General features: G+C 65.8%; 15 protein-coding genes and 1 pseudogene. 7 read left to right on the top strand and 9 right to left on the bottom strand.

The features are described 5' to 3' along the window. The 3 genes and pseudogenes from IBJ06_RS10900 to IBJ06_RS10890 all read right to left on the bottom strand — a co-directional run. Positions 1 to 189 (bottom strand): annotated as a pseudogene (locus IBJ06_RS10900) (DUF459 domain-containing protein); the annotation flags it as partial. A 114-nt stretch (positions 190 to 303) separates the two neighbouring features. Beyond that, positions 304 to 720: a DUF2177 family protein gene (locus IBJ06_RS10895; protein WP_292160157.1), complete on the bottom strand. Its 417-nt coding sequence runs from the start codon at positions 718 to 720 to the stop codon at positions 304 to 306. A gap of 16 nt (positions 721 to 736) precedes the next feature. Then, on the bottom strand, positions 737 to 1,780 hold the full coding sequence (locus IBJ06_RS10890) for a cyclopropane-fatty-acyl-phospholipid synthase family protein (protein WP_292160154.1): 1,044 nt from the start codon (positions 1,778 to 1,780) through the stop codon (positions 737 to 739). Positions 1,781 to 1,951: 171 nt separating this feature from the next. On the opposite strand from IBJ06_RS10890, the gene IBJ06_RS10885 reads away from it, so the two are divergent. The 5 genes from IBJ06_RS10885 to IBJ06_RS10865 all read left to right on the top strand — a co-directional run bounded on the left by IBJ06_RS10885 (position 1,952) and on the right by IBJ06_RS10865 (position 6,466). Continuing rightward, complete coding sequence (locus IBJ06_RS10885; RefSeq protein WP_292160153.1) at positions 1,952 to 3,328, top strand: FAD-dependent oxidoreductase; 1,377 nt, start codon at positions 1,952 to 1,954, stop codon at positions 3,326 to 3,328. Beyond that, entirely contained in the window at positions 3,325 to 4,110 is a 786-nt protein-coding gene (locus IBJ06_RS10880; protein WP_292160152.1) for a DUF1365 domain-containing protein, read from the top strand. Before IBJ06_RS10885 ends, IBJ06_RS10880 begins: the two co-directional genes overlap by 4 nt. Positions 4,111 to 4,200: 90 nt before the next feature. After that, complete coding sequence (locus IBJ06_RS10875) at positions 4,201 to 4,905, top strand: CoA transferase subunit A (RefSeq protein WP_292160150.1); 705 nt, start codon at positions 4,201 to 4,203, stop codon at positions 4,903 to 4,905. Positions 4,906 to 4,908: 3 nt separating this feature from the next. Beyond that, on the top strand, positions 4,909 to 5,568 hold the full coding sequence (locus tag IBJ06_RS10870) for a 3-oxoacid CoA-transferase subunit B (protein ID WP_292160148.1): 660 nt from the start codon (positions 4,909 to 4,911) through the stop codon (positions 5,566 to 5,568). Positions 5,569 to 5,611: 43 nt separating this feature from the next. Continuing rightward, on the top strand, positions 5,612 to 6,466 hold the full coding sequence (locus tag IBJ06_RS10865; protein ID WP_292160146.1) for a toxic anion resistance protein: 855 nt from the start codon (positions 5,612 to 5,614) through the stop codon (positions 6,464 to 6,466). A 36-nt stretch (positions 6,467 to 6,502) separates the two neighbouring features. Here IBJ06_RS10865 and IBJ06_RS10860 read toward each other — a convergent pair whose 3' ends face one another. From IBJ06_RS10860 to flgK, 6 genes are all read right to left on the bottom strand, one after another. Beyond that, positions 6,503 to 7,153: an ABC-type transport auxiliary lipoprotein family protein gene (locus tag IBJ06_RS10860; protein ID WP_292160144.1), complete on the bottom strand. Its 651-nt coding sequence runs from the start codon at positions 7,151 to 7,153 to the stop codon at positions 6,503 to 6,505. Continuing rightward, a complete protein-coding gene (locus tag IBJ06_RS10855) occupies positions 7,150 to 8,088 on the bottom strand; it encodes an MlaD family protein (RefSeq protein WP_292160142.1) in 939 nt (312 codons plus the stop codon). Before IBJ06_RS10855 ends, IBJ06_RS10860 begins: the two co-directional genes overlap by 4 nt. Positions 8,089 to 8,102: 14 nt before the next feature. Next, entirely contained in the window at positions 8,103 to 8,876 is a 774-nt protein-coding gene (locus tag IBJ06_RS10850) for an ABC transporter ATP-binding protein (RefSeq protein WP_292160140.1), read from the bottom strand. Beyond that, on the bottom strand, positions 8,873 to 10,000 hold the full coding sequence (locus IBJ06_RS10845; RefSeq protein ID WP_292160138.1) for an ABC transporter permease: 1,128 nt from the start codon (positions 9,998 to 10,000) through the stop codon (positions 8,873 to 8,875). The genes IBJ06_RS10850 and IBJ06_RS10845 overlap by 4 nt, the downstream gene beginning before the upstream one ends. Before the next feature lie 122 nt (positions 10,001 to 10,122). Beyond that, positions 10,123 to 11,043: a flagellin gene (locus tag IBJ06_RS10840; protein WP_292160136.1), complete on the bottom strand. Its 921-nt coding sequence runs from the start codon at positions 11,041 to 11,043 to the stop codon at positions 10,123 to 10,125. Further along, positions 11,043 to 13,160: a flagellar hook-associated protein FlgK gene (gene flgK, locus IBJ06_RS10835; RefSeq protein ID WP_292160134.1), complete on the bottom strand. Its 2,118-nt coding sequence runs from the start codon at positions 13,158 to 13,160 to the stop codon at positions 11,043 to 11,045. Before flgK ends, IBJ06_RS10840 begins: the two co-directional genes overlap by 1 nt. A gap of 379 nt (positions 13,161 to 13,539) precedes the next feature. Between flgK and IBJ06_RS10830 the strand changes: the two genes are divergently transcribed. Both IBJ06_RS10830 and IBJ06_RS10825 read left to right on the top strand, forming a co-directional pair. After that, positions 13,540 to 14,970 (top strand): flagellar hook-length control protein FliK, encoded by a 1,431-nt coding sequence (locus IBJ06_RS10830; RefSeq protein WP_292160132.1) that lies wholly within the window; start codon positions 13,540 to 13,542, stop codon positions 14,968 to 14,970. A gap of 4 nt (positions 14,971 to 14,974) precedes the next feature. Then, positions 14,975 to 15,727 (top strand): flagellar hook assembly protein FlgD, encoded by a 753-nt coding sequence (locus IBJ06_RS10825; RefSeq protein WP_292160130.1) that lies wholly within the window; start codon positions 14,975 to 14,977, stop codon positions 15,725 to 15,727. Positions 15,728 to 15,732 lie beyond the last annotated feature (5 nt).

The following is a 15,732-nucleotide window of genomic DNA, read 5'->3' as shown; positions in this document are numbered from 1 at the left end:
AACCGGCGCCTCAACCTCGACCGGCGCTGCTGCGACGGCGGTCCCGGCGGCACTGGCCGAGGCATTCGCCTGCCCGCCCAGCATCAGGGTGGGATTGCTCAGCCAGGCGCGACCGTCGGGGGTCAGCAGCAGACCTGCCAGCACCCCGACCACAAAGGCCGCCGTCAAAGCATTGATGCCAGCGCGCACGCCGTCCCCCGACGAATACTGCGGCTCAACCTCGAGCCTCGTCGACAGATTAACCGATCCCGTGGCTCAGAACAGGGCTTGCGCGCCTGTGGCGAACAACAGGGTTAAAATGCATCAGCCCCCGAAGCGGCTTTCGGCCCACCGCGCGGCCAGATAGCCTGCGCTCGATGCCGACAGGGTCAGCACCGTGCCCCACGCCAGATCGATCAGGGTCAGGCGACTGGACCAGACATTCAGCGTCGCCTGATTGGTCAGATCATAGGTGGCATAGGCGACGAAGCCGAGCACCGCGCCGTTCAGCGCCGCCCGGCCCAGTCCACCGTCCCGAAGGGCCGGCGAAATCGCGAAAAACACGATCCCGGCGATGTAGATCAGATAGAAGGCAACCGCCGCCTTCATGTCGGGCTTGTCGGCCAGGATCGGTCCGAGGATCGGTTTGTAGAGACGGTTGGTCATGGTCGTCAGCCACACGGCATCGATCGCCGCAAACGCCAGACCCGCGCCCAGATAACCGGCCAGATATTTCAGCATGGTGCTCTCCCCTTGCTCAGCCCGCCACGGGCTTGAGACGATAGTGGCTGACCGCCCAGGTGCGGCCTCCGTCATTTCCGAACAGGCCGGCGGTCGCCAGATAGAACCGCCGCCAGCGCCGCGTCCACAGGCGCGCATCCTCGCCATAGGTTTCGGCCATCAGCTCGGCCACCCGGTCGGCGTTCTGGTCCATATTGGCCAGCCAGTGCCGCGCGGTGCGGGCATAGTGCTCACCATTCCACGTCCATTCGCTCTCGACCTCGAACAGGTCCGGGAACTGCCGGATCAGGCCGCGACTGGGCATCACCCCGCCGGTGAAGAAATGCTGCGCGATGAAATCCCCGCTGTCGGTATGGTCAAAGCGGTAGGGCGCGTCGCGGTGCGTGAAGATGTGGATGAACATCCGCCCGTCCGGCTTCAGCCACCCGCGCGCCCGGGTCAGGAGAGCGCGCCAGTTGGCCATGTGCTCGAACATCTCGACCGAGACGATCCGGTCCACCTGCCCCACCAGTGCGGCGGGGGGCTCGAAATCATTCATGTCGCAGGTGATGACGGTCAGATTGCCGAGCCCGCGCGCACGCGCCTGAGCCTCAATGTGACCCCGCTGGCCGTGGCTGTTGGACACCGCCACGATCCGCGCCTTCGGATAGTGCTCGGCCATCCACAGGCTGAGCGAACCCCAGCCACACCCCAGTTCCAGAATGATCTGCCCGTCGGCCAGCCCGGCGTGCTCACAGGTTTCCGCCAGCGCCAGCGCCTCGGCCTCGTCCAGCGTCTCCTCGCCGGTCGGGTAGAGGCAGCAGGAGTATTTCAGCCGTGCTCCGAGGCAGATCTCGAAGAACTCGGGCGGCAGCTCATAGTGCTGGTCATTGGCCGCATCCGTATGTTCGGCGATAGGCCGCTCGGCCATCGACCGGGCAAAGGCCCCCTCGTCGTGCGGCCCTTCCCGGTCCAGTCGCTTGCGCGCCTCGGTTACCAGGCTGTCGATGGCCCATCGGGTCACCGGATCGGGAAAGGGGGCATCCTGAAGCTGACGGATGGCGGCGGTCGCTGGATTCATCGAGGGCCCGGGTCCTGAGGCAAAACTGGCAACCAAACGTCGCCCCGGGCGTAAAGCTCCGCCCGGAAGTGTCCGGTTTTCGACATTTACGCGCGCAACCGGAACCTGGATGACTCATCCGACCTGCCCGCCGTCGCGTAGCTGCCTCAACGACGGCTTCAGGGAGTGAACATGAGCCCGCATCTGGTGAATCCGGACCCCGCCATGACCCGGTCTGGCACCGGCAAAAGGGTCGCGGTGGTAGGGTCGGGTATTGCGGGCCTGTCGGCCGCCTGGCTGTTGTCGAAACGCCACCAGGTGACCCTCTATGAAGCCGACGACCGCATCGGTGGCCACAGTCATACGGTGACGGTCGAGAATGCGGGCCAGGCGACCGCCGTCGACACCGGCTTTATCGTCTTCAACGAAGACAACTACCCCAACCTCACGGCGCTGCTTGCCCATCTGAACGTGCCGACCCAGCCCGCCTTCATGTCCTTCGCGGTCTCGATGGACGATGGCGCGCTGGAATATTCCAGCCACGGCGTGGGCGCCCTGTTTGCCCAGAAGCGCAACTACGCCAGTCCGAAGTTCTGGCGCATGATCGGCGACCTGCTGCGCTTCCAGAAACAGGCCCCCCGCGACCTGGCCGAGCTTGAACGGACGGGAGAGACGCTGGACGCCTGGCTGACCCGCTCCGGCTACGGTCCCCTGTTCCGCGAAGCGCACCTATTGCCCCAGGCGGCGGCCATCTGGTCGTGCACGCTCAACCAGATGACCGACTATCCGGCCGCGGCCTTCGTCCGCTTCTACATGAACCACAATCTGCTGAAGTATGATCTGCGCCCCACCTGGCGGACGGTCACGGGAGGCTCGCGCGAATATGTATCGCGCCTGCTGGCCGACTTTTCCGGCAACGTCATTACCAACGCCGGCATCGAGAGCGTGGTACGGGGGCGCGACGAGGCCGCCCTGCGGTTCTCGGATGGTCGCTTTGAACGGTTCGATGCCATCGTCCTGGCCACCCATTCCGATCAGGCGCTGCGGCTGCTCGAGGCGCCGTCGGCCTCGGAGCGCGAGCTGCTGGGTGCCATCACCTACCGCCCTAACCGTGCCGTCCTGCACCGCGACACCCGGCTGATGCCCCGGCGGCGCAAGGCCTGGGCTGCCTGGACTCACGTAGGCTACTCCGCCCGGGCCGGCGAAGGCGGCGTCACCTACTGGATGAACGAGCTCCAGAGCCTCGAGGGTCCGCCCCTGTTCGTCAGTCTGAATCCGGCAATCGAACCCGCCCCCGAAACCGTGCTGGGCGAGTGGGATTACGAGCATCCCGTTTTCAACGGTGCCGCGCTGGACGCCCAGAAGCGGCTGTGGAGTTTGCAGGGTCAGCGCAATGTCTGGTTCTGTGGCGCCTGGTTCGGCTCGGGCTTCCATGAGGACGGGATTCAGGCGGGCCTCGCCGTGGCCGAACAACTCGGCGGCCTGCGCCGGCCCTGGTCGGTCGAAAATGAGAGCGGACGCATCCATGTCGCCCCCCCGCCGGCCTCCGCTCTGGAAAGAGCCGCGTGACCTCACCGCCTGCCTTCGGTCTCTATGTTGGGCAGGTCACCCACCGGCGCGTCCGCCCTTTCGACCACCGCCTGCGCTACCGCGTCTATATGCTGCTGTTCGACCTCGATGCGGCCAGCGAGCGGCTGTCGCGCCTCAAGTGGCTTCGGCCGGGCCGGTGGGGGCTGATGCGCTGGAATGCCGCCGACCATGGCGCGCCCGGGGATCCACGATCCTTGCGCGCGCAGATCGAGGCTCACCTGTCAGCGGCCGGGATCGCGCTGGACGGAGGGCCCATCCGCCTGCTGACCATGCCACGCATCCTCGGCTACGGCTTCAATCCGCTCAGCGTCTATTTCTGCTACCGCCCCGACGGCGTGCTGGCAGCGCTGGTCTATGAGGTCTCCAATACCTTTGGCGAGCGGCACAGCTATCTTATCGCCAGACCGGAGGCCGACGAAGGCCCGGTGCTCCAGACGGCGCCCAAACGCTTTTTTGTCAGCCCCTTCATGGACATGAGGCTGACCTATGACTTCGTTGTCCGCCCCCCGGGGCAGGATCTCTCGGTGACGGTCAATGTCCGGCGCGGCGAGGCACCGATCCTGACCGCGACCTTCGCCGGGCATTACCGCCCGCTCGATGACCGCCAACTGGCCCGCGCCTTCTGGTCCCACCCCCTTCTGACGTGGAAGGTGATCGCCGCCATTCATTGGGAAGCCATCAAACTGCTGTTGAAGGGAGCCCGGTACCGCGTCCGGGGCGCCCCGCCGGCCGATCCGGTGACCCACGGCACGCTCCTGTGACCGCGCCCGGGGTTGCCCCTCGCGGCCGCTCACACTAGAGACCGAACAGACAGACCCAATTTCATCAGGCGATGAAAATAAGAGGACGCGATGAGGAAACTCTACCCTGACGCCAAAAGCGCGCTCGAAGGCCTGACCTTCGACGGCATGACCGTGATGGCCGGCGGCTTTGGCCTGTGCGGCATTCCGGAAAACCTGATCGCGGCCCTGCGCGACAGCGGCACCAGGGGGATGACGGTCATCTCCAACAATGCAGGCGTCGACGGCTTCGGCCTCGGCCAACTGCTGGAGACCCGCCAGATCAGAAAGATGATCAGCTCCTACGTCGGGGAGAACAAGGAGTTCGAGCGGCAGTATCTGGCCGGTGAGCTGGAGCTGGAGTTCAACCCCCAGGGCACCCTGGCCGAGCGCATCCGGGCTGGCGGTGCGGGCATCCCCGCCTTCTTCACCGCGACGGGGGTCGGTACCCTGGTGGCCGAGGGCAAGGAGGTCCGCGAGTTCGGGGGCCGGCAGTACATCATGGAAACGGGCCTGGTCGCCGACCTGTCGATCGTCAAGGCCTGGAGGGCGGACGGCCGCGGCAATCTTCAGTTCCGCAAGACGGCCCGCAACTTCAATCCGATGATGGCCACGGCCGGCAAGGTCACCGTCGTCGAGGTCGAGGAAATCGTGCCCACCGGCACGCTGGACCCGGACCAGATCCACACACCCGGCATCTACGTTGATCGTCTCATCAAGGGCACCTTTGAAAAGCGCATTGAACAGCGCACGGTCCGTCAGAGAGAGGGAGCCTGATCCATGTCCCGCACCCGTGAACAACTGGCCGCCCGCGCCGCCCGCGAGCTCCAGGATGGCTTCTACGTCAATCTGGGCATCGGCATTCCGACCCTGGTCGCCAACTACATCCCGCACGGCATGGAGGTCACCCTTCAGTCCGAGAACGGCATGCTGGGCATGGGGCCCTTCCCCTATGAGGACGAGGTCGACCCCGACCTGATCAACGCCGGAAAGCAGACCATCTCGGAAATCCCCGAGACCAGCTATTTCAGCTCGGCCGACAGCTTCGCCATGATCCGGGGTGGCCACATCAACCTGTCGATCCTCGGCGCCATGGAAGTGGCCGAAAACGGCGACATCGCCAACTGGATGATCCCGGGCAAGCTGGTGAAGGGCATGGGCGGTGCCATGGACCTGGTCGCGGGCGTCAAGCGGGTGGTGGTGGTTATGGAACACGCCAACAAGCACGGCCAGTCCAAGGTGCTGAAAGCCTGCACGCTTCCGCTAACGGGTACAGGCGTGGTCAGCCGCATCATCACCGACCTGTGCGTCTTTGACGTCAAGCCGGACGGCACGGGCCTGGAGCTGATCGAGTTGGCCGACGGCGTGACCCTGGAAGAGGTCGCGGCAAAGACCGAGGCGACCTGGACAATTTCCGAAAACCTCAAGTCGCTGGCATAGTACCTCCAATCGGCCGGAACAGGCCGAAGTGGAGGGTGATGTGATGGCTGACGGCAGCGGGCGCTTTTTCGGCATTCCGGAGCCCGATCCCGACCGCCTGCAAGACATGCAGGCCGAGGTCCAGGCGGACCCCGCTGTCTATGGCGAGCGGTCCCGCCAGTCTGTGCGCGATTGTCTGGACCTCGTGCTGGCCGAGGCGCGCACCGGCGACCTGACCGAGGCCGGTGCCCGGCTTGACCATCTGATCGCCTGTGTCGAGAGCCTGCACCCCCGCGAGCTCGAGCCCCGACGCGGGCTGGCGGGGCTGTTCGACAGCCGGAACAGTCGCCTGAAACGGTTTCGCTCGGCGTTTCAGGCCGCCGGCCGGACGGTCAAGGACACGCTTGCCGAGATCGAGGAGCGCCTGAAGGGCGTCGAAACCCGGGGTGCCTCACTGAACGGGGCATTGGATGCCCTGCGCGAAGGCGTTCGCGAGATCCACGGTCATGTCCGGGTTGGCCTGGCGGCGGCGGGGGTTGCTCCGGTCGTGAAGGAAGGCGAGGACAGACCCGACGATCCGCATCAGGCTCTACGCACGAGGATCGACGACCTGGACGCTCATCGCGCCTCGGGCGTAGCTGCCCTGCCCTATGCCCGGGCCATCCAGAATGCGGATGCCTGGGCTGCGGATGCCATTCGCCGCGCCGCGCCGGCCCTCAATGCCTGGCAGGAGGACTGGACCGCGCGTCTGGGCCTTGATCGCAAGCGCCCGCGCAAGGTGCGCCCCGATATCTCGGAGCTACAGGCCCTGCGCGACAGGCTTCTGGCCACGCTGACCCGCATCAAGGCCGACCTCGCCCAGGCGCAGGAGCGCCGCAAGGCCCAGGTGGCCCGGCTGGAAACCCTTCGGAACGGCTAGCCTTCGTCGCCCCCGGATTTGACCCGAGGACCGGGATCAGTCCGCAGCGGCCGCGCGGGCGGCATTGGCTTCAACCCAGGCGACGATCTGCTGGTTCAGGTCCTGCGTTGCCGCGTCATAGGCCGAGACGATGGCGCTGATCCGGTTATCGGTCGCGGGCTGACGCACCGAGAAGATCTGCTCCGAGACCACCGTGCGCGCCGGCATCGCCAGCAGACGAGCACGCGCCGAAATCACCACCGTCGGCACTGCACCGGGCGCAGCATAGCGCGTCTCGAAGGTCGTGATGTCGACATCCAGACCGGCATCGGCGCGGGTCAGCTCGCGCCCCCCGATCAGCCGCACCCCGGAGGCGCTGCTCCCGAAGGCGGTTTCCAGGCTCTGGGCGTAGAGATCACGGGCATCGGACACCCAGCGCGCTCCGCCCAGATAGGCGGCCTCATTGCCGGTTACCGCCAGCATCCGCTGTCCGGACACGGCCTCGGGAAATTCGATCCGGCGCAACGAGACCTGGACGCTCGCCATGCTGCGCTCGCCGACATAGCCACCATCCAGCGGTCCGAAGCGGTAAAGCTGCACGGGATCCGGTGTCGACAGCAGGGCACACCCGCCCATGGCCAGTGCCAGGCCCACACCCGCCAGTCCGACCAGACGGCGTCGCGAGGACGGCATCAAAGCGACGATCATGGCTGAACCTCCAGTTCCTTGGACGGTGGTCGCGAGATGAAATCGCGGGGACTGCTGCGGACCTCATCGACGAGGCTCTCGAGGGATCGGGTCGCGTCATCCAGCCCCCGGATTGCCTCTTCCAGTTGCGGAAGACCGCTGGCGGCAAAGTCGTTCACCGGCCCTTCCAGATTGCCGATAAGCCGGTTGGCGGACTCGGCTGCCTGGACCGCCTGCTCTGCGGCATTATTCAGGTTGTTGACGGCGCGCTGCCCGTCCGTCTCCACAAGCCGCCGCGCGGACTCACCCAGCGCCTGGTATTCCGCCATGGCGGCATTGGCGCGAACCAGCGCCTGTTCCAGCTCGCCGAACATGCCTTTCCGGGCTTCCAGCTCCGTACTGAGCGACTCGATGTTGCGGACGCTGACCGAGAAGGAGCGGATGTTCTCGTCCGAAAGCACACGGTTGATGCGGTTCAGGGCATCCACCGTCTGCGCCAGAACCGTGCCGGACCCCGACAGCAGCTCCGCGATCGGACTGGGCTGGCTCTGGATCACGGGCACGACGTTGTTCGGATACTGGGTCTTCAGCAGGGCACTGCCCTCGGTGCCGGCGGTGATCTGGATATAGTTCAGGCCGGTGATGCCCTGGGGCTCCAGCTGCGCGCGCGACGTCACGCGAACCGGCGTGGTGGCATCAATGCGGATGCGGGCCACGACCTGGTCGCCCTTTTCCTGATCCAGACGCAGATCCGTAACCAGACCGACGCGGATGCCGTTGAAATGGACCTCACCGCCCTCGGACAGCCCGCGCACAGGTCCATAAAATACGATATCATAGAGGTCGTACTCCTCATTGAACGACAGGCGCGCCAGCCAGATCGAGAAGATGATCAGGGCCACCGCCAGGGCGACCGTGGCGATCCCGACTGCTGCGTAATGGGCGTCTCTTTCCATGTCGGTGTGGCTCCTCAGCCGGTCCTGTGGGCGCCGCGCCCTCGCGGACCATGGAAATACTCATGGATCCAGGGATGATCCGAACGCTCGAGTTCGGAAACGGTCGCCTTGATCACGACGTGCTTGTCCGCCAGCACCGCGACCTTGTCGCAGATGGCATACAGGCTATCGAGATCATGCGTGATCATAAAGACGGTCAGGCCCAGGTCATTCGCCAAAGACCTGATCAAATCGTCGAAGGCGGCCGCGCCGATGGGATCCAGACCCGCTGTGGGTTCGTCCAGAAACAGCAGTTCGGGGTCCAGCGCCAGGGCCCGTGCCAGGCCCGCGCGCTTGCGCATCCCCCCCGACAGTTCCGCCGGCTTGAGGTGGTGCGATTCCGGCCCCAGGCCGACCAGGGCGATCTTCATCGCCGCGATCTCCTCGATCAAGGCGCGGGGCAGGTCGGTATGCTCGACCAGGGGAGAGGCGACGTTCTGAAGCACGGTGAGGGAGGAAAACAGCGCCCCCTGCTGGAACAACACCCCCGTGCGACGCTCGATATCCGCAAGGTCGGCCTTGCTCATCTGGGCCAGATCATAGTCCAGCAGGCGGACGTTGCCGCCATCAGGCTCCTTCAGGCCGATGATGGTGTTCAGCAGAACGGTCTTGCCGCTTCCCGACCCTCCCACCACGCCGAGGATTTCTCCCCGCTCGACGTCGAGGTCCAGATCCTTGTGAATGACACGTTCGCCAAACTGACTAAGCAGACCGCGAACCTCGATAACCGTCTCCTGGCCCGCCATCATATGTTGAGTTCCAGGAAGATCAGGGCGAACACGGCGTCCAGGAAGATGATCGCGAAGATGGCCTGCACCACGGCTGCCGTGACCCGGCGCCCGAGGGACTCCACATCGCCCGACACCGCCAGACCCTGACGGCAGCCGATCGCCGCGACCACAATGGCAAACACCGGGGCCTTCACCAGGCCAACGAACAGGTGGTTGCCGATATCGTTGATCATGCTCATCCGCTGAAAGAAGAAGACCAGGCCCAGATCCAGCTGACTCCAGGCCACCAGCGCCCCCCCGAACAGGCCCGCCAGCATGGCGACGAAGGTCAGCAGCGGCAGCATGATGATCATGGCCGCAAGGCGCGGAATGACCAGGGCCTGAAATGGATTGACGCCCATCACCTGCATGGCGTCGATTTCCTGATTCATCTTCATCGCCCCGATCTCGGCCGCGAACGACGAGGACGAACGCCCGGCCAGCAGGATGGCGGCGATCACCACCGCGAACTCTCTCAGAACGGAAATGGCGATCAGCTCGACCGCGAAGACGTCAAATCCGAACTGCTGCAACAGATCGGCACCGATGAAGGCCACGACGGCGCCGATGAAAAAGGCGGTGACCGCGATGATCGGAATGGCATCAAGTCCCGCCCGCTCGATCTGGCTGACCCAGGCCGGCCAGCGGATGCGTCCGGGATGCTTCAGAGCCGAGCCGGTTGCGGTGATCAACCGGCCCAGAAAGGCCATCGACAAGAGGGCTTCTCCGCCGATGTCGTGCATGCCGCGCCCGACCTTGGCGAACAGTCGGATCAGGCCGGGCGGGCGTTTACGCGGTGTGGCCTCCTTGCCCTCGACCGCCTGGACGCGCGTATAGACGCGCCCGACCTCGGGACGGGTCGCCCAGGCGTCCTCGGGCAGCGCGCTGTCGATAGCCTTGGCCAGGACCAGAGCGCCGGTGGTGTCAAAACGACCCAGGTCGGTCAGGTCCAGCATCGCCACCTGAACCCCGCCCAGCTCCTTGCGCAGCCGCGGACCCAGCCGTCCTTTCAGCTGTGACAGACCTGCGGTGGTCCAGTCGCCGACCAGACGCAGCCGAACCCCCTTGCCCTGACGGTCTATGTCGAAATCGGCAATCGCCATGGCACCTTAACTAAATCGGATGCCGCGATTTGCCCATGCGGAAATCGCGGCACTCCTCGCGGTGCCCTGCGTCCGTCGGCCCCTGTGTCAAATGCGCCGATCGGCTACGGGTTGCCCGGCCTTTATCGCAGGAAATTCAGCAGCGACACCTGGCGCAACTGATTGATTACCTGGGCGGAGGCCTGAATGGCCACCTGGGACAGTTCCAGATCGGTCAGGGCCTGGGCCAGGTCGGCATCGGTCTTCTTCGACAGCATCTCGTCCAGAGAGACTTTCTGGGTGGTCTGGGCGGCGACGATCGAGTCGACGCGATTCTGCAGGGAGCCGTTGCGGGCCCCAAAGTTGGTGACGGTCTCGCGGGCCTGATCCAGCCGGGCCAGCTGCGCCGTCAGGAAGTCCCGTGTCGCATCATCCATGCCTCCGCTCATCGGGGTTGCCTCATGAAACAGCTGGATATCGCGGAAGATGTCGAACGCCCCCTGCCCCACCTCATTGGCCAGGAAGCCCGTCTCCATGAGTGTGCCCTCGTCAAGGCGAGAGACCTGCTTCAGGCCGTCATTGGCAAAGGCGTTGGAGGCGGCCGGCAGGGCCGCCAGGTCGGCCATGGTCATCGCCGTAACCGGGGCATTGGCGCTTTGGCTGCCCGCGAACAGATAGCGGTTCTGGTGTCGGGCGTTCAGCCCGTCCTGTGTGATCTGATAGTGCCCCTGCAGTTCCAGCATCAGGCCATCGGTACGGCCGCTGGCCAGGGCCGCGGCAATCGCTTCGCGCGCGCCGGACACGCCTTCCGCGACCCGGTCCAGCGCAAGATCCTGGGTCGCGAGGCGCGCGGCCACCGTTTCGCCCGTATCGATAAAGCCCTGGATCCGGCTCTGGGTCGACTTGAGCGCGGTCAGGGTTTCCGAGCCTCTCCCAAACCCCGACAGATCCGTGGCGATCTTTTGCGTGGACACGCGTTGCTGCGCATCCTGGGCCCGGGTCTGGGCCGCCATCAGATCAAGCAGGGCGGACTGATAGTTTCCGAATGTGGATACGCGGTTCATCAGATCATCCCCAGCAAGGTGTCATACAGTTCGCGCGCCGCCTGGATCAGTCGGGCCGAGGCGTTGAAGGCCTGCTGATAGGTGGTCATCAACACCAGTTCCTCATCCAGATTGACGCCTTCGTAGGCGCGCTGGCGCGCGGAAGCCTCGCTGTGCAGGGCGACGGCGCTGTCCCGCGCCGTTCGGGTCAGGGCTGCGCGCCCGCCGATGTCTCCGGCCAGCTCGGCGGCATAGCGCGAAACGGAAATTTGGCCGCCCAGCGAGTCGCCTGCACTCTGGAAAAGCGCATTGATCTGACCGGCATCCGCCAGCGCCAGGGCGCCTCGCCCATCCCCGCTGGTCAGGCCGGTCGCGCCGACGCCCGCGGCAAAGTCGAACTGGGCCAGGCCCAGCCGTGACGGGCTCTGGCGTATGTCGCTACGCATCGAAAAGCCGTCCGCCCGCGACGCGCGCACGCCGCCGCCGATGCCGAACAGCTCCGTGATCGACACCCCGGACGGCACCTGGGTGGTGCGGTCCTCCAATACCGACAGGCGCGGGGGCGGACTTTGGCTGGCGTTGAACTGAAGGGTCCCGTCGGCCGGATTGAGGACGAAAGCTCCAAACCGGCCCGCCCCCGTTGCCGGATCATTGAGCGCCCCCAAGAGGTCGGCCATGGTCCCCCCGACCGGTATGGTCACGGTCACATCGCGGATCTTGGCGCCCGTCTCGCCCGCAAACCTGAGAGTAAGCGTCTCACCCGCCGTAAAGCCGTGGGATGACGTGGTGGAGAGGCCTGTCTGATAGAGGGCCGGTCGGTCGGTCGAGATCAGGTCGTTCAGGCCAAAGAAGTGCGAGAATCCCCGCCCGATCTTCTGGGACGGGTTCGCAGGGTCGTCGGCCACCACGACTCCGTTCGAACCGGTCGCGGACAGGCTCAGCACCCCCCCCGCGAAGCTGGCCGTGGCCGCGCCCCCCAACCCGGCATTCAGTGTCGCCAGAAATCCGGCCGCCGTGGTGGGGGTGCCGTTGATGGTGATGGTGCCACCCGAAAAGACGATATCCGCCCGCGCCTGGACCTGCCCCGCCGGATTGGTGACGGCGATCGTTGTATTGCCCGAAAATCCGGCCAGTGCGGTCTCAAGCGACTGGCCAACATTACGTCCCGTCAGGGTCGTCGGGGCCGGGACGGCAGAGTTGGCGTTGTGTGCGCGGTTCAGCTCGTCTGCGACCCGGGTCAGCAACTCGGCCAGACGCTCGGCCGCCTGCGGTGCCTCGACATCGCGCATGTCGACCAGGCCCTTGATCTCGCCCGAGGTGATGCTCTCCAGCAGCGGACGCTTCTGACCCCGCGGCTCGGTCACCCAGATTTCGTTGAAGGCGGTCTCGGCATTGACGGTGCCCGCGCGGTGATACTCCAGCGTCGCGTGGCCCTCGCCGGCCAGCAGCACCCCCGCGCCTGTACGGATCGACACGCCCCCGACCGAGCGGACAGAAACCCGAACGTCCATCAGTTCGGACAACTGGCCGATGAGGGCCGCCTGGGCCGTCTCTGCGCCCGAGCCGTCGCCCCCGACGGCGGTCGAGCGCGCAATCTCGATGTTCAGCGCCTCGATCTGTTCCAGAAGCGAATTGGCCTTCTGGACCGCGCTCTGAATCCGTCCGTCGGCATCTTCGCGAACGGCCTGAATCTGTCCGGCGATGCGGTTGCCCTCATCGAACAGGGCCTGGGTGCGGAACAGAGCCTCCTGCCTGCGCGGGGACGAGGCGGGATCTTCCGCGGCCGCCGCAAAGACCGAGAACGCCTGATCGACCTGGGCAAAGAAGCCCCCGGTGCCGCCGGGGTCGCCAAACAGCCCCTGCAGTCGGTCATACAGTTCATAGCGTACGGACTGGCGGGCCGCGTCGGCTCCGGCATTAAAGCTGGCGGCCTGCAGAAAGCGATCGGTCGCCAGGCGTATGCGGGTGACCTCGACGCCCGAGCCGATACCCTGGCTGACCAGGGTCTCCTGCTCGGCGATCTTTCGGACATATCCGGGCGTGTTGACGTTGGAGACATTGTCCGAGACGACCCGAAGCTGCGTCTGGGCCGCCGTCAGTCCGCTGTTGGCGGTATTCATGATGGAGGAAATGGACATCAGCGGGCCTCCTCATGGCGGTCACCCGGCAAGCTCTTCCTGCACGCCTGCGTATTTTGCCCGGCCCATGCAGGAGGGCGGTAGGATAAAAGACTGTAATTGCTAGCGTTCATTATTGGTGACCGTTCGTTCGCCAACCTGCGGCGCAAGGGGCGGGCCAGAAGGCGTCCTTGCGAGGCCGGATGCATACCGGGCAATAAACGTCCGTCCGCACGGCAAGATTCGACCCGGCCCGGATGATCAAGAGGTCGGTCGGCATTAATCAACACACTGTTTTCAGTGATATTTGTTGGCCACGGCACAGTGGCCCGAGCCTTGCGATCCGTCTGACGACCCCGGTGCGTCCGGGATTGACCGATGGACGGAGGGGCCCAGCCCGATGCGTGCGGACAGCTTGTTCATACCCCTGCAGGGCGGGGCGGCCGAAGAAGCCGTCACCCGTTCGCCCGGGCGTGCGGGCGTCGCCACAGACGGGGCGGAGGCCTTTGCCGGACTGCTCGCTCAGGCCCAGGGAGTCGACAGGCAGGCCGTCGCTCCCGCACGTCCCGGGCGCCCGGAGCCGGACGTGCCGAGCGTGCCTGAGAGTGACAAGACCGCAGACGATACCGCCTCGGCAAAGCCGGCCGGGCTCGGCGAGGACGTCAGCACTGAACCGCTGATCCTGCCTCACAATCCGCCGGTGACCGGCACCGAAGGGGGCAAGGAAGGCTCCGGCCCCCAGATTCTGCCCGGCGAGGACGGCAAGGCCCGCTCTGATGCCGGCCCGCAGATCCTGCCGCACAACCCGCCCGTCACTGAAGGGAAGGCTGACAGGGAACGCTCAGGCCCGCAGGTCCTGCCCGGCGAGCACCCCATCGCGGGTCAAGACAAGGGCGCACACCTGCCCCAGGTAAACCCGGGTCGATCGGCTGAGTCACCCTCACCGGTAGAGGCGGCGGAGACGCGGGTTCCCGCCGCCGCGCCTTCCCAGGGTGCGCCCAAGGCTCTGTCCGACGGTCAGGTTGTGGCGCCTTTGGCCCCGGCCCTTGTCCGCCGTCTGCTGGCTGCCCATGAAGCGCGCGAGCACAGCCCCTCACGCGGGCCTGAAGGATCGGACCTCGGCGCGCGGCTCAAGGCCCGCATGACCAGCCACGCTGCACCCTCCGCCCTTCAGGGGGACGGTGTTATCGCCCCCGCGCAGGGCCCGTCTCCCTTTCAGGCCGCGACCATGACCGTCATGGGCCGGCCCGGCCAGACACCCCCCGGGTCGTCTGCAGCCAGTTCGCTTCCCGTCAGCGCAGACAGCCCTGCCCCCCTGACCGGCGATGCGACCACAACCGACTCCTTCAAGGCAGCGCTGGCCTCAGCCGATCGTGGCTCAGGTCTGTCGACCCTGTCGCGCGCCACGGTCGAAACCACCGCCCTGATCGCCGCCCAGATCCAGAACCGTCTGAACGGCCGTTCGACCCGCTTCGAAATGGCCCTGACACCGGAAGGTCTTGGGCGGGTCGACGTCAGCATCGAGATCGACTCGGACGGGCGTCTGGCCGCGCGACTGGCCTTCGACAATCCGGCCGCCGCCACCGAACTGCGGGGCCGGGCGGATGAATTGCGCCGTCAACTGGAACAGGCGGGCCTGCACCTCGAGGGTGACGCCCTGCAATTTACCGAGCGCGATCCCTCCTCGGCTGATCGGGGTTTCTCGGGCTTCGACCGGCACGCTTTTGTCCGGGCGTCGGACCTGAATGACCAGGCCGACCAGCCCCTCGTCGAACCCGCCATCCAGTACGCTCTTTCCCTGACGCGAGACCGCGTCGATCTGAAGGTCTGATCCCATGGTCGATGCCATCAGCACCGCCAATGCCGCCGGACGGATCAACGCCGGCACATCCAGCCTGTTCAGCAATTTCGAGACGTTTCTCACCCTGCTGACGGCGCAGCTGCGCAACCAGGATCCGCTGTCCCCGGTCGATTCCAATGAGTTCACCGGCCAATTGACCCAGATGGCCGGCGTCGAGCAGCAGTTGCTGACCAATGATCTGCTGACCAGCCTGCTGGCGGCCCAGCAGGGCACCGGTCTGACCACAGCCGCCACCTATATCGGCAAGGAAGCGACGGCGGTCTGGTCCGCCACGCGGGTCAAGGACGGCGAGGCGTCCTGGAGCTATGAACTGGCCGGCGATGCCGCCGAGGTCACGCTTCAGGTGGTGGACGGCAGAGGCAATGTCGTCTGGTCCGGTCCGGGGAGCGGCAAGACCGACGGTGTCCACGACTTCACCTGGAACGGCCAGACCACGGGCGGAGGCCAGGTCGCCGATGGCGGCGTCTATACCCTGAAGGTCGTGGCCAAGAATGGTGCCGGCGGAACGGTCGACAGTCAGGTCCTGATCAAGGGCCGCATCTCGGGCGTCGAGCTCTATGACGGCCAGCCCTATCTGACGATCGGCAATTCGATCCTGCCGCTCAGTAGCGTCATCGCGCTGCAGGAGGCGCGTCAGGCTGCCCCCGACCCCACGGATCCCACCGATGACGAGAGCCTGCTGGCCTCCATGGCCTCGGCACTCAACCCCTTGAAATACCTGTCCTAAGGAGA

It is taken from the genome of Brevundimonas sp., from assembly GCF_016742135.1.
Classification (GTDB): domain Bacteria; phylum Pseudomonadota; class Alphaproteobacteria; order Caulobacterales; family Caulobacteraceae; genus Brevundimonas.
Note: the sequence above shows the minus strand (reverse complement) of the source record. Positions and strands in the feature narration are given on the sequence as shown.

What these genes read in the sequence shown, in the direction of transcription:
- IBJ06_RS10855 (WP_292160142.1), bottom strand. Translation starts at nt 8,088, where the DNA reads ATGGAAAGAGACGCCCATTACGCAGCAGTCGGGATCGCCACGGTCGCC.
- IBJ06_RS10875 (WP_292160150.1), top strand. Translation starts at nt 4,201, where the DNA reads ATGAGGAAACTCTACCCTGACGCCAAAAGCGCGCTCGAAGGCCTGACC.
- IBJ06_RS10860 (WP_292160144.1), bottom strand. Translation starts at nt 7,153, where the DNA reads ATGATCGTCGCTTTGATGCCGTCCTCGCGACGCCGTCTGGTCGGACTG.
- IBJ06_RS10865 (WP_292160146.1), top strand. Translation starts at nt 5,612, where the DNA reads ATGGCTGACGGCAGCGGGCGCTTTTTCGGCATTCCGGAGCCCGATCCC.
- IBJ06_RS10870 (WP_292160148.1), top strand. Translation starts at nt 4,909, where the DNA reads ATGTCCCGCACCCGTGAACAACTGGCCGCCCGCGCCGCCCGCGAGCTC.
- IBJ06_RS10885 (WP_292160153.1), top strand. Translation starts at nt 1,952, where the DNA reads ATGAGCCCGCATCTGGTGAATCCGGACCCCGCCATGACCCGGTCTGGC.
- IBJ06_RS10825 (WP_292160130.1), top strand. Translation starts at nt 14,975, where the DNA reads ATGGTCGATGCCATCAGCACCGCCAATGCCGCCGGACGGATCAACGCC.
- IBJ06_RS10845 (WP_292160138.1), bottom strand. Translation starts at nt 10,000, where the DNA reads ATGGCGATTGCCGATTTCGACATAGACCGTCAGGGCAAGGGGGTTCGG.
- IBJ06_RS10895 (WP_292160157.1), bottom strand. Translation starts at nt 720, where the DNA reads ATGCTGAAATATCTGGCCGGTTATCTGGGCGCGGGTCTGGCGTTTGCG.
- flgK (WP_292160134.1), bottom strand. Translation starts at nt 13,160, where the DNA reads ATGTCCATTTCCTCCATCATGAATACCGCCAACAGCGGACTGACGGCG.
- IBJ06_RS10830 (WP_292160132.1), top strand. Translation starts at nt 13,540, where the DNA reads ATGCGTGCGGACAGCTTGTTCATACCCCTGCAGGGCGGGGCGGCCGAA.
- IBJ06_RS10840 (WP_292160136.1), bottom strand. Translation starts at nt 11,043, where the DNA reads ATGAACCGCGTATCCACATTCGGAAACTATCAGTCCGCCCTGCTTGAT.
- IBJ06_RS10850 (WP_292160140.1), bottom strand. Translation starts at nt 8,876, where the DNA reads ATGATGGCGGGCCAGGAGACGGTTATCGAGGTTCGCGGTCTGCTTAGT.
- IBJ06_RS10890 (WP_292160154.1), bottom strand. Translation starts at nt 1,780, where the DNA reads ATGAATCCAGCGACCGCCGCCATCCGTCAGCTTCAGGATGCCCCCTTT.